Origin of the sequence: Gloeocapsopsis sp. IPPAS B-1203 (assembly GCF_002749975.1) — a bacterium.
Lineage (GTDB): Bacteria > Cyanobacteriota > Cyanobacteriia > Cyanobacteriales > Chroococcidiopsidaceae > Gloeocapsopsis.
The window spans coordinates 155,041-168,311 of sequence record NZ_PEIG01000003.1; the positions used below are offsets into that span (position 1 = coordinate 155,041).

Annotated in this window: 9 protein-coding genes; 6 read left to right on the forward strand and 3 right to left on the reverse strand. The window is 42.2% G+C overall.

Annotated features, from left to right (window positions below; translation table 11 throughout):
* Positions 1 to 204: 204 nt before the first annotated feature.
* Both CSQ79_RS28600 and CSQ79_RS06770 read right to left on the reverse strand, forming a co-directional pair.
* A complete protein-coding gene (locus tag CSQ79_RS28600; RefSeq protein ID WP_099700424.1) occupies positions 205 to 384 on the reverse strand; it encodes a cellulose binding domain-containing protein in 180 nt (59 codons plus the stop codon).
* 107 nt (positions 385 to 491) lie between these two features.
* Entirely contained in the window at positions 492 to 1,634 is a 1,143-nt protein-coding gene (locus CSQ79_RS06770) for a glycoside hydrolase family 5 protein (RefSeq protein ID WP_289500737.1), read from the reverse strand.
* Positions 1,635 to 1,967: 333 nt separating this feature from the next.
* Between CSQ79_RS06770 and CSQ79_RS27030 the strand changes: the two genes are divergently transcribed.
* Both CSQ79_RS27030 and CSQ79_RS06775 read left to right on the forward strand, forming a co-directional pair.
* Complete coding sequence (locus tag CSQ79_RS27030) at positions 1,968 to 2,198, forward strand: hypothetical protein (RefSeq protein ID WP_143755430.1); 231 nt, start codon at positions 1,968 to 1,970, stop codon at positions 2,196 to 2,198.
* A 135-nt stretch (positions 2,199 to 2,333) separates the two neighbouring features.
* Positions 2,334 to 3,104, forward strand: coding sequence for a hypothetical protein (locus CSQ79_RS06775; RefSeq protein ID WP_099700425.1), 771 nt, complete (start codon positions 2,334 to 2,336; stop codon positions 3,102 to 3,104).
* A 246-nt stretch (positions 3,105 to 3,350) separates the two neighbouring features.
* Here the strand turns inward: CSQ79_RS06775 and CSQ79_RS06780 are convergent, their stop codons facing one another.
* Positions 3,351 to 4,088 carry a hypothetical protein gene (locus CSQ79_RS06780; RefSeq protein WP_143755431.1) on the reverse strand — a complete coding sequence of 246 codons (738 nt, stop codon included), beginning with the start codon at positions 4,086 to 4,088 and terminating at the stop codon, positions 3,351 to 3,353.
* A gap of 382 nt (positions 4,089 to 4,470) precedes the next feature.
* Here CSQ79_RS06780 and CSQ79_RS06785 point away from each other — a divergent pair, with 382 nt between their 5' ends.
* The 4 genes from CSQ79_RS06785 to CSQ79_RS06800 all read left to right on the forward strand — a co-directional run bounded on the left by CSQ79_RS06785 (position 4,471) and on the right by CSQ79_RS06800 (position 13,269).
* Entirely contained in the window at positions 4,471 to 6,630 is a 2,160-nt protein-coding gene (locus CSQ79_RS06785) for a carbohydrate porin (protein ID WP_289500739.1), read from the forward strand.
* Positions 6,627 to 8,957, forward strand: coding sequence for a tetratricopeptide repeat protein (locus CSQ79_RS06790; RefSeq protein WP_289500740.1), 2,331 nt, complete (start codon positions 6,627 to 6,629; stop codon positions 8,955 to 8,957). Before CSQ79_RS06785 ends, CSQ79_RS06790 begins: the two co-directional genes overlap by 4 nt.
* Positions 8,958 to 9,405: 448 nt before the next feature.
* Positions 9,406 to 10,668 (forward strand): family 8 glycosyl hydrolase, encoded by a 1,263-nt coding sequence (locus CSQ79_RS06795; RefSeq protein WP_099700428.1) that lies wholly within the window; start codon positions 9,406 to 9,408, stop codon positions 10,666 to 10,668.
* Positions 10,669 to 10,692: 24 nt separating this feature from the next.
* Positions 10,693 to 13,269 (forward strand): cellulose biosynthesis cyclic di-GMP-binding regulatory protein BcsB, encoded by a 2,577-nt coding sequence (locus CSQ79_RS06800; protein ID WP_099700429.1) that lies wholly within the window; start codon positions 10,693 to 10,695, stop codon positions 13,267 to 13,269.
* The last annotated feature ends 2 nt before the right edge of the window (positions 13,270 to 13,271 follow it).

Sequence of the window (13,271 nt, forward strand, 5' to 3'; positions counted from 1 at the left end):
CAGAGGTAGCTCTTCGCAAATCTTCGGTTCAGAGAGCATGTTTAAAAGTTAGTTAAAGCGATGATTCTGGGTTCCTCAATAATGCTCTTATTATATTTACTATTGCTGTATTTGCCGCATCTGATAGTTTTGACCTGGCTTTGTAGCACAACAACCAAATCGCACTTGATTATGTTCGAGGTTTCTTCTCTACATCTTAAGGAGTCAGTAAGTACTTTGTCCCTGGTTGCTTAAATGTTGGCTTCCAAATATTATCAATTGTTGCTTCATGTATTTGAAAGCTAAGCTTACTTGCCAATTTGAGATATGGCTGGTTGTTTTATTGCTGGTATGGAAACTAAAATAAAACCCTGTTTTCCAATTACATTGCAGCTGTATTGTCACTTTTAACCCCTGAGAATGTAAAGTTGGAACATTAGAATTTTGTCAGTTATGGTTGGGATTGTTGTAGAGAGCGATCGCTTTACTCGCTATAGTATGGGTAGAGGTAATTAGTGAGTGAAGGAAATACCTTCTAATAGCCGACTCAATAGATTATGTTTAGGTACATTTACACTTTGCCAGTCATCTTGTAAAATTCCGCCTGTATCATCACTGTTAGGATTCCAACTCCAGTAGGTAAAGCTCAGATTATGCTTTTGAATGTAATTGATAAATTGCTGCTGCCAAATACCTTCTTTAGATATCGTATCTACATAACGACCGCCAAATTCTCCAACTAGAACAGGGGCGATATTTTGACCAGCAATGTAGTGAAATCCAATCTCCCAACGGTGATAGAGATTGTAAGGAAAAGTTCGTTCAGCAAACCAAGGCTGATTGTAGACTCCAGGACCATATTCGTGCGGAGAATAAATTAACTTATCAGAGTGAGATAAACGTACTGGATATCGTCTGACCCCTTCAAGATTACCTCCTTGCCAATGTCCTGATAATCTTTGTCCTGGAACATTATTTTCTACTCCTTCCACAATAATTAACCAATGAGGATTCAACGCAAGAATTGCATTTCCTGCTCGTTCTGCAGCAAGTCGCCAATCAGTTGCTAAGTCGTTAGTTCCCCAACTCGCACGACCGTGGGGTTCATTTTTTAAATCTGCTCCAATCACATTGTCTTGATTTTGGTAACGAATCGCTAACATTAGCCATGTATCAATCCAGTCTTGTTCTGTAAACCCATCTCCGTACCACAACTCAGGAATACGTTTGTCATTTAATCGATGACTATCTAACACAATAAGCAAGCCTTGATGCTGAGCTTCTTGAATGATATAGTCCATGACTTCTAAGGGAGTTTTTCCCTGCAGTTCTTGATTTGCACCAAGTTTGTAGTCAATTCCGCTGACTTCTAAAGATCTCAGTGATTGTACGGAATAAGGTAGCCGGATGGTGTTATATCCTAAACTCTTGATTTGTGCTAACATTTCCCGATAATCTCGACGCCATAAACCGTGAGGAGCATGTAACTCTGTCTCCATACCAAACCAGTTAACGCCTCTGAGCAAAACTTGATTTCCTTTAGCATCAACTATTTTTGCTCCTTGAGTAGATAAGGGAAATTGAATAGTTGTAGTGGCATAGGTTGTAGTGTTGATTCCTTTCAATAACCAAGGCGTCACCAATACTATTGTCACTGCTAATGTAAATAAGCAGAGCATCTGTAAAATCACGGTCTTATTTCGTCGTTGAGAGCACTTTCTCTCTGGTAGAAGCGGTGATGTTTTCTGTATCTGGTAAGAACAAATGTTTAAAAGTAGCATTTGAACTAAAATCCTCAGTACAAACACTGCCATAGACGCAATACGCGTCCCATAGGAGAAAAAAATAACCATATTTGTATGCCGTTAAAGTGTGCAGTTTAAATCACACAGTTATATGAGAGTTTTCTATAAATACGTATCTTCTAGAATCTATTTATTAGCAGGCTGGCTGCTCATATTGAGCATGATACGTATCAGTATTAAGAAGTGCCTTCACTTATTGGGGCGATCGCCTATTCACTCTATTTTTATCACAGTCTAAATTACCGCAAAATCAGTATTTGTAAGAATTTAGTAGAAGAAGCACTGCCAATTTTACTGAAAAACCTTACAACAAATTTAAGTATTTACACGCAACTTTATATTTTCTATATAGACAATTACGATCTCAAAGTTAAACTAAGTACAGACAACGAGTTAATTACATTCCAGAAATAAAAGCAAATTGTGGCAATGACTTGTTACTAAATATTAATAATTACCTCTACAAAACTAAAGTACACCTTTAGCTTTGGTTTAGAAAAAGCTTCTGATTGACATATTTCCTCATAAAAAAACTCACAAGTATAAATTATGACTACATCTATCTTCAAAAAATTTGTTCTACCACCTGTACTTCTTTCTACTGGAATCTTTGCAACATTAACTTTACCTTTAGCTTTACTTGGCTCTAAGCCTGTAGCAATTCAACTCCAAGAAGAACCAGTGTTTCATGGTAAACTAAGGGATATTTCTACTCCTTATCTTGGCTTAGCAAGCTTACTAAGTTTGGGAACAGGAGTTGCTAGTGTTGCAGTTGCAGGATGGCAACAGTCTTCTCGTAAATCAGCACAAGTAGAGCAGCAGCTATCTGGTTTACAACAACGTTTGCAAGAAAAAGAAGAGCAATTGGAACAACTTAAACTTTCTGAATCTCGTTTAGCAACTGTTGGATTAAATTCATTCTTAGAAGGCGAAGTATCTACTACAGCCTCGGATCCTGCTACAACTGCAATGCAGCCTGTTGTTATCACTACACCTGTACAAGCTATTGAGCCTTTAGTTGTAATTGCAGAGCACAAAGCAGAGCCTATCTTAACAGTTCAAGCAGCTACATCACAGTTTTCTTTAGCGCAAAACTATATATCGTATACACAAGCTATTCCTACTCAAAAACCGCAAAATTTGAGAGATTTTCAGCAAGAACCTGCGCTAGATCCACCTTCAGTAGAAGAACTGCAAGATCAATTACAACAAATCATGGTTCAGATGGAGAACTTACACAAAACATTACAAATAAATACTTCGGTAAAATCAGAGCAAGAAGCATTAGCTAGTGCTTCTCTGCTTGTTTCTCACTCATAAAAACATATGTGTAGAACGTAGCCGTCAACAAAGTAAAAACTAAAAGCAAAATACTGTTAACGTCTACGTTACGAATTATAAATTCAGGTCTATTATCTTCACTTGAATGACTGTCCTAAGTAAGTGAGTAACAATAAACGTGATCTAAGGGCTGTTCTATGTCTAATGGGTAGTGGAGCTATTAAGCAGCACATAGCATCTGATTAATAACTACACCCACTTACTTGATTAGAAACGCAGTAGTGATTAACGTAAGAATTCAGCCAGAGAAAGTGGAGCATTAGTTTGGTTTGTCTTAATTGGTTTTGGACGAGTTGCGGTGGTATTAGAAGTATTCAAATCAAGATCTGAACGGTTTCCCCAACCTCCGTTTGTTTCTTCTGGTAGAACTTTAGGAGGAGCTGTTTTTCCAGAAGCTAGGGTAACAGGCAATGTTTGACTAGCTTGCACATACTCTTCACCATCAGCACTAAATCGAACTAATCTTCCTTGTAATTCTGGGATTGTTTGCTGTTCAGTTAGTAACTGAGCTGAAGGTTCATAGGTAGCAATAAAAGTTACAGATGTGGCTGGTTGTAGTGAGTTTTGCAGTGCTGCTTCTGTTTGCCAAGCTTCTTGATAACTTCCATCTGTAGAAACTTGCCAAAAATTAAGTGTAGTTTGCCATTTTCCTGCCGATACTGGCACAATTTGCCTAGCCAAGATAGAGTACGTATTATGCTGAGAAGTAAGCGATCGCTCGTGTGCTGGACTGAGATAACGTAACGCTGTTATTGCAATTCGACTATCATCAGGTAAATTTGTACTGCCGGCGATATTGTAGACTCCTTGACGACTTGCTGCTTTAATCTCGTTAATTTTGAGTTCTACACCTTGTTGAGGTGGAGGCGAGCAGCTAATGCACAGCAATGACAGTAAACTACAAGCCGTAACCTGAGAAAATTTAATCTTTTGTAGAGCAAACTGATATAAATGGGTAAGCATAGAGCGATCGCAATAAATAAGCATTAAATTTTAAGTATTTTGGTTATAAAGTTGCAAAATCGAACAAAAATCATTAGACACCAGTAAGCAAAAAAGCTTGTTCCTTAAGATTCATAAAGCTACTGCTCTAGGATAATCTTGGTTTTTGAGTTCAACAAGAGACTTTTACAAAGAATTCTTGAAAAATTTAACTGCGCCAATTTTGTAGTTTTATTTACACTTATTAGGCTACTCACCCCACAGAATTTACGGCTACTCACTGGAAGTTAAAACCTTTTTCACAAGAATATTAAGTTACTAGATCTCGTCGATCGGAATAAGGTTTGTTAAAGTGGCGTCAGTCTGCCTATGAAGAATTAATTAGCCAAGCAACCAGGGTGTGATGAGCCAAACCGTACCTGATTGTCCTATATCCATATTTTTGAATCAATTTAAGCTATTTAGCTTACTTGGTGTGAGTGCGATCGCTGTTTGCCTGCTTGAAGTTGGTATTAATCAACCTGCTCAAGCAAACTCTGAACAGCATCAACACATTGACTCTCAATTAATAGCGCAACTTCCGAGCTTGCCAAATCAAAATACAACTCCACCAAATTTTAATCATATTCAAAGTCCACAAGTAGCTCCAGGAATACTTCCCAACTACAATCAGTATTTGGCAGTTCCTAGTGGTATTCCTTATGGATCTCCCCCGCCAGCAGTAGCTCCTGCGAGAACGTGGCAAGAAGAACTTACCCAGAGAAGCAATTACCCAAACCAAGGGATGGTATCACCTTCCCTACCACCAATGGCACCACCACAACCTAATATGCTTGGTAGTGGAAGCGTTGCACCTGGAGTGATGACTCCTTACGGTGTTGTACAACCCTATTATGTGCCGCAAGCTCCAGCCAATATTTACCCTGGAGCGATCGCATCACCTTATCCTTACGGTGTCGTTGGATCTCCAACGTACGTTCAACCACCAGTAACACCACTGCCAGTTCCTGCAAACCCTGGAATTCCTCAGCCAAATTCTTCAAACAGCGATGTGCTACCGCCAGCACCAGGGATTCCTGTCAATGGAATGATGGTTCCTTATAGTGTTCCAGTTCCCCAGTCTTACTTACCACCCATGCCACAACCTAACGCACTCGGCATGATGATGGTTCCTTATGGTGTTCCAACTCAACAGCCTTATCTAGCGCCACCTAATGCGATCGGTGGCAATGCTGTACCTTTAGCACCAGGGTATATGATTCCTTATGGTGTTCCAGTTCCCCAGTCTTACTTACCACCTATGTCACAACCTAATGCGGGTGGTATGGGCATGATGTACCCAGGCGGTGTGACATCATATGCTCCAGTTGTCAACCAAAATGCAGCTGTTGGACAGCAAGTATTTCCAGCACCTGTTGGATCTTATTTGGCACCAGTTACAACACAATTGCCTCCTCCACTCAATACAGCCTCTCCTACCGCTCCTAGCCCGAATTTAGCTCCACTACCTCCAACTCCTATTCCTAATCAAGGTACGCTCCAAACACCTACAGTACCTGCGTTGGATAGTCAACCTGTGAGTAGTTCTGCTTTGCAGTTGCAAGGTGTTTATTCTTATCAGGGAGACGAGTCTTCAGCGCGAGCGCGAGTAGGTGCAGTGTATCCTCTGACGCCTCGAATTTTAGTAGGTGCTACAGTTGATTTAACCGATGGCAACGCTTTTGCCGATTCTCGAACTCAAGGGTTGAGTCTCAATGAATTTTATCTAGCAACTTCTTTAGAAAATGTGCCGAACTTGCGGTTTGTGATTGGTCAACTTGATTTGACTTCTTACTTCGACCGTAATAGCTTTGCTAAAGATGGAGCATCGCAGTTTTTTAATCCTGTGTTTCAGACAAATCCAGCTCTAGTCAGTACTGGTGTTAACTCGCGTCCTGGTGCTTTAGTGAATTGGACCGTAACCGATAACATTGAAGCTAAAGCGGCAATCTTTTCTTCTTCACGGGCAATTGGAGACTTTGCGCTCGATGGATTTGCTACAGAAGTAGGAATTCGCTACGGCAATGCAATCATTCGCGGAACTTATGCTACAGATCGCGATGCTGGAACTCAAGATGGCTTCCAAGAAGCTTTTCAAGTCGCCCGAAGTGATGGAGAAACTGGCATTTTACGTTCGGATCGCGAGGAATCATACGGGGTCAACGCAGAAGTTTATATTCCTAATCTTAAAATGGGGCTATTTGGTCGCTATGGTCGCTATGAAAACCGCGATTTAGAACTAGGAGGAGATACATATAGTTTAGGTGTGAGCTTTTTAGATGTGTTTTCACCTGACGATAGACTTGGCTTAGCTTATGGTAGAACTTTGTCTAATGATAGATTGCGTCAGCAAGCAGGGAATGATAGACCTGATGTCTTAGAGTTGTATTATGATTTCCGCTTTCTGTCTAACTTACGGTTGGGCTTTACGTTTCAAGAACGTAACAATTTCTCCGAAACAATTTTTGGATTTCGGCTTAAAACAGAGTTTAATGTGACTCCTATCGAGAGTATTATCCGATGAGTCAGCCGCAAAAGAGCGTGAACAAAATGGAAACTGGCAAAAGGCAAATTTCTTACTTAGTTCCTTTTGTACTAATGATGGGATTGATTGGAACTCCAGTACTAGAGGTTGTTATGAGAGTTCCTGTTGCTCAAGCACAAGCACTACCAAACGAAGTGCGTCGAGGCTATACGCTTTTAGAGCAAGGACGAGTTAAAGATGCGATCGCTGCTTTTCAACAAGCCGTTCGTCGCTATCCGCAGTCGATTCCTGCGAAACTCGGCTTAGCAATTGCCTACAGGCGACAAGGAGAAATTTCTGAGGCGTGGGATACTTACCAACAAGTTTTGGCACAAGAACCCAACAATCAACTAGCACTTCAAAGTGTAGGTGCTCTTGGCAGTTTTCGCCCTGAGTGGCAAGCACGTGGTATAGAAGCACTAACAACGCTACTCAGTCTTAACCCGAATGACACCGAAGCTCGTGCCCAACGTGCATTACTCTATGGTTATCAAGGTCGGTTCGCGGAAGCTTTAGCAGACTATCAGATTGTTTTAGCCAATAATCCATCTTCAGAAATCTTACTTGGTGCAGCAGAAACTTATACTAATAGCGGTAACTATCAACAGGGGTTAGAGCTGTTTAATCGCTACCGTGCAACAGGACAGTCGATCTCTGGCTATGCAGCGATCGCCTATGCAAGAGCTTTGCGTCAGACGGGTAATGTAGCAGCAGCGATACAAGTCCTCGAACCTCAAGTACAAGCTGCTCAAATTGACGGCGCGATTCAAGCACGTGCGGAGTTATCTTTAGCCTACTTAGCAAATCAGCAGTTTACTGAAGCACTAGCAATTTTAGATCCTTTACAAGGTAGAGTCGATGCGATTTTACCTTTGGCGCGATCGCTCAATGAAATTCGTTTACGTGCGAATGTAGCTGGACTGGCTGAACGAGTTAGCAACCTCTATACTCAAGCACTAGCTCAAGCAGTAACTCCCGATCCGCAATTATTACGCGAGGCGGCTGATGTTTTTAGTGGTCTACCTCAAGGGCAACAAACTGCATTACAGTTGTATCGTCAATTAGCAACTAGCCAACCAAACGATCTCAGTGTTCAAGTACAACTCCTCGCCCTCGAACGCCAACTAGGGTTAATCTCTCCAGCCGATCTCAAGGGAAGACTGTCTCAAGTTTTACAAATCTTGCCCACAGATCCCACTCAGCAGCAACAGTTAGCACAAGCCCTAGCACAAATTGAACCCCCAGGACCAGAATTTCTGCCTGTTTATCAGAATTTACTACTGGCTGGTGTCAATCAACCGTTTCTTAACTTCCGCATCGCACAGCTATTACTGCAAAGTAATGATTTAGAAGGTGCCAAACGCGCTTTGGCAGCTTACGCCGCAACTCCAGCAGGAGCAACAGATCTCGCGCCACAATTACTTGCAGCAGAAATCGAGCGGCGGGAAGGAAATTTAACAGCTGCACAAGCACGTTATCAAGCATTGATTGCCGCTAATATTCAAGACGGTGATGTTCTCAATGCTGCACTGCAAGGGCTTGCTGGAATTTACCTCAGCCAAAATCAACCGGATAATGCTCTTATTCTTTACGATCAGCTTTTGGCACGAAATCCTCAAGATGCAAATATCCAATTAGGACGCGCTAGTATCGCTTATCAAGCAAACAGAATCTCAGAAGCTCAAGCAGACGCAGTACTCAGCAGTTGGTTGCAAACTCAACCTACGACTAATGCACCTGCTGAGTTGTTTAGTTTAGTTGCTGCATTGCCTGCAAATCCTCAGCGGGAGAGTCTTTATAATGCGCTTTTGGCGATTGATCCAAATAATATTCCTGTACAAACACGCTCTTTGCAATTAATTGCATCGCGAGATCCAGCACTAGCACGCGCGCGAGTTGCTCAAATCGTCGCGAGTAATCCAAATAACGTTGGTGTTTATTTCTTGCAAGGACAATTGGCACAAGCAATTGGCGATCTAAGTCTTGCCGATCGCGCTTATCAAACAATCTTGAGTGCACAACCTTACAACGCAGATGCTTTATCTGCTCTAGGTGGTATTCGGTTTCAGCAGCGGCGCTTTAACTCTGCAGAACAGTTATATTCTCAAGTTTTAGCAGTTAATCCAAATGATTTATCTATTCGGCGGACGCTAGCAAGTTTGAGTGCTGCACAAGATAAACCTTTGACTGCGCTAGAACAACTTGAGCGGTTGCAAGTAAACCAACCCAATGGACAATCGGATAGCGATTTATCGCGCCAAAGACAACAATTACAAGAAGATTTTCTGCGACGGCGCGGTTTTCAACCTTCTTGGGAGCGCTACTAAATTTGTGGTAGATAGGTGTGCGAGAAACAACTAAAGCTATCGTTTTGGTTGGTAATAGGTAAATGGTAATAGATAATTACTATTCTTTTATCTACGCAATTACGTTTCATAATTTGTTAATTTCTTAATTAAATACTATTACCGCATAATTACTGAGATCAAGTTTCATACATCAGAAACTATAGCGAAACTCTCAGTAGATTTGCGCTTGGTTATTGCTCAATCGCAAGGCTAGATTTCATCTATAGGTTTATAGGCAAAATTCTAAAACTTATTTAGAGCTAATCAGCTCTTAGATTGTTGATAGTTTTCAAAGGAGGATAAATTCGTTTTTTTATTATCCAACATTTCATTAGTTAAATGTCAATTTTATTACGAACTAGTAGCTTACAAAAAATATAGTTTAAATTCAAGTTTTGTATTTATATAACCATAGGTAATCAGCAAGATGCAGCAATTAGCTCAAGGTAAAAATCGTAAATATCAGACAAACTTTTTACCTTTAAGTTCTTTTGCTGTGACAATCGCTGTACTCGGTTTAAGTGGTTGTTTATCTAATTCGCCACCTCGCAGCCTAGCAGTTGCAACACAATCTCCTTCACCTGTTGCAGTACCGACAACAGAAATTGACTTAGAATTGCTGCAAGAAAGCTGGAATGCATATCGGCAAAGATTTATTCAAGCCGATGGGCGGGTCATTGATCGGGAAGATAGCGATCGCTCAACCTCGGAAGCTCAAGCCTATGCAATGCTGCGGGCGGTGTTTGCGGACGATCCAACAACATTTGCCCGAACGCTGAATTGGAGCGAAAACAATCTCCAGCGGACAGTAGCAGGTAAACGTACGGATCAGTTATGGGCATGGGAATGGGGTCGTGATATCCAAGGTAATTGGAAAATTCGCGATGCCAATTTTGCGAGTGATGCTGACATTGATGCAATTACTGCACTCATTTTTGCGTCACGCCGTTGGCAGCATCCAGAGTATCTACAGCTAGCCCAAAGCAAACTAGAGGATTTATGGAATCTGTCTACAGTCGCCATGCCAGATGGTCATCGTTATCTTATTCCTGGTCCGACAGCAGCCTTTCAAGTGCGATCGCACGTTTTGATTCTCAATCCTTCTTATTTTGCACCTTATGCCTTTCGGATTTTTGCTCAGGTTGATCCTACCCGCGATTGGCTATCGTTGGTGGATAGTAGTTACCAAGTGCTTAAAAGTTCTGCCCAGCTATCGAAAGTTAATTTACCGAGTGACTGGGTAAATCTTGATACGCAAACAGGTAACTATCAAGCATTACCGGCGTCACATTCCTTACGAACCGAGTACAGTTTCAACGCTTATCGAGTTTGGTGGCGTTTAGCTTTGGATGCAGTGTGGTTTCAAGAACCACGAGCAACTCAGTTTTTGCAGCGTCATTTAAAGCATTTGCAACAAACGTGGTCTTCCACAAAACGAATTCCAGCACAAATCAATTTGCAAGGAAACCCGTTAGTCAACTATGAGGCAACATCACAGTATGCCATGCTATTTGCTGCTTTTCGCTTAATTGAGCCTGCAATTGCTAACCAAATTCTGCAACAAAAACTCTTACCCCAATACCGCGATGGAATTTGGGAGCAAGATTCAGCTTACTACACTCAAAATCTCGTGGGATTGGGATTATTTCCACCCACTGAGTTCAGACAACTTTTACATCCTACTAACTAGAGTCGCACTTAATCTTAACCGCTCATGCATAGCTTTCGTCGCGATCGACCTACTCACTCTAAGACTAAAACAAAGTCTCAAACCCATAATGTCCTATCGCCATATCTTTGGCTCGTGGTATTAGGCTGCACCACAGCAGTTCTTGCTTCCACAACAACTTCAATTCAAGCTCAAAGTGAAAACAGATTGCGCCAAGAGGAACAGCAATTAATTCAAGAGTATGCGCTGCCTAAAGCACCTTCAAGACCGCCAGTATATCGACCGCAACAGCGGGTAACTGCACCTGCAACCGCACCACGGCGATCGCGCTCTTCTCAGCCCCAAAGGGGAGCGCAACAACCTGCACCTCAAGCACCAAGCAGACCTCCAGCAACTGCGCGATCAGTACCACCTCGTCCTCAACCAGCTGCTACGGCTACAACTCCTCGTTCACGTCCAGAATCAAGCCCTAAGGCGACTACAGTGGCTGCTAATGCTGTACCTCCGAGTCAATATGTTATGGAGTTTAACCGCAGTCCTGTTGTTGGTAATCGCTTTCGTTTACAAGGTATTTATTCTGAAGGACGACTTGGGTTTACCCGCCCGCGTGGTTGGCAAGTGCAATCAGTGAAGGCATTAATTCGCTTCCAACATTCACCAGCATTATTTGCCAATCGCTCTAATTTAACACTAAGAGTCAATGGAACAAGCGTTGGTAGCGTTCCCTTAAATCGCAAGCAGTCACAGATTGGCAGTGTATTGTTTGATATTCCACCAAATTTGATTCAGAATTTCAATGAATTGACCGTGGTGGCACAACAGCATAACTCGGCAACTTGTAGCGAAGCCGATCAAACACTATGGACAGAGATCCTACCAGATTCTAAATTAATTTTTAACTACACTCCGCAGCCAGTTCCGATCAACTTAAGTCGTTATCCTTATCCTTTCTTTGATGAGTTGAGTTTGGAGCCAAATCAGATTGCTTATTTGCTACCTCAACAAATGAGTGAGACTTGGCTCACAGCAGCAGCTCGTTTTCAAACATCTTTGGGTAGATTAGCAGAGTTTCGCCCGATTGATACAAGTTTAGTTGAAAGTGTTGATGCCGTTGGAGGGCAACGGCTAGTTATTATTGGTACGCCAGAAGAACAACCAGCTTTAAGAGAACTCGATTTACCTTTTGCGATCGCTGGTAATCAAGTACTCGATGGTAATCAAGATCCGTTACCTGAAGATGTCGGTGTTTTGATGGTGACAACAACCAAAGAAAGCGGTGTTCCTGTACTGGTTGCGACAGGAAATGGCTCTGATGGAGTCACAAAAGCCGTTCAAGCCCTCGTGCAGTCGCAGAACCGTAAGATTGCCACAGGACAGGGCATGATTGTTTCTCAAGTAACAGAAGCACCAACACCAGGGTTGCGTCAATGGCCGCGTTATCTTCCTGAAAATAATTCCTTTGCCCTCAAAGACTTAGCAACTAGTAACAATCAACCGTTTGAAGATGTGACGGTACGGGGTTCGGCTGCGCCACCAATTGAATTTGACTTTCGCGCGTTACCAAGCGATCGCTTTAACCGAGGTAATTCAATGACCTTGCGTTATAGCTATGGTCCGCAAGTGAATCCGAGAACTTCAGCAGTAGAAGTTTTACTTGATGGCGTATTTATTGGTGGAGAACGTTTGACTTCAGAACAAGGAGAAGTCAGAAAAACACTCAATGTCAACTTACCAGAAAATTTAATTACACCTACTTCCAAAATTCAAGTAGCATTCCGCTTGCATTCTAAAGAAGCACCAGATAGGTGTGGCGGAGTTGTTGCCGATCAACAACTTTCTGGCACAGTCCACGCGGATACTAGCTTTCGTCTCAATCGCGAAACATCTGTACAAATTCCTGACTTGAAACTCTTGCAAGCTGGTTTTCCTTTTACGGCACCACAGGATCTTTCCAGTACCGCGATTGTTTTACCAGATGCGCCTTCACAAACCGATTTACTCACGATGTTGGAGTTTAGCGAACGCATGGGGCGTTTGAGTCAAGCTGAGTCGGTAGCCTTACAAGTGTACACTGCGGAAAGTTTTCCTATGCAAGAACAAGGGAATCATCACTTGGTGGGAATTGGAACTCGCGAACAGTTTCCTTTTCCTGAAGTTTTTCAAGCTGGTAGCTTTTTCCTGAGTGATGTCTTTTCCCGTAGTTGGGGCGGCGGTACAGTACAAGCGTTACCCGACGAAGACGGGGTGATTAAGCAAATTATTTCACCTTGGAACCGCGATCGCGTTGTTTTGGCACTGAGTGCTCAAACTGACAATGGTTTAGAACGAGTTCGTCAAATTCTCGATAAAGATCCTTGGTTTTTCCAACTCCAAAAAGATACTGTACTGATTTCCAGCAATCAGCAAGATCCTGCGGCTTACGATCCTGAAGGTTATGAACTGAAGTTTCTGCAAAGTTCTCCTCAACGACGCATTGAAAATACAAGTTTGTTGAGTAAAGCATCGCGCCTATTGCAAGAACATTGGTACTTATTACCCTTGGGTATTTTAGGGATTGCTGTTGTGCTTTACGGCATTACGCAAGCGTATCTGAAGCGGATTACTGTGGAGGATAAGAAGTAGAG

Coding starts and splice junctions, on each gene's coding strand:
- CSQ79_RS06785 (WP_289500739.1), top strand. CDS start 4,471: ATGAGCCAAACCGTACCTGATTGTCCTATATCCATATTTTTGAATCAA.
- CSQ79_RS06780 (WP_143755431.1), bottom strand. CDS start 4,088: ATGCTTACCCATTTATATCAGTTTGCTCTACAAAAGATTAAATTTTCT.
- CSQ79_RS06790 (WP_289500740.1), top strand. CDS start 6,627: ATGAGTCAGCCGCAAAAGAGCGTGAACAAAATGGAAACTGGCAAAAGG.
- CSQ79_RS06775 (WP_099700425.1), top strand. CDS start 2,334: ATGACTACATCTATCTTCAAAAAATTTGTTCTACCACCTGTACTTCTT.
- CSQ79_RS06795 (WP_099700428.1), top strand. CDS start 9,406: ATGCAGCAATTAGCTCAAGGTAAAAATCGTAAATATCAGACAAACTTT.
- CSQ79_RS06800 (WP_099700429.1), top strand. CDS start 10,693: ATGCATAGCTTTCGTCGCGATCGACCTACTCACTCTAAGACTAAAACA.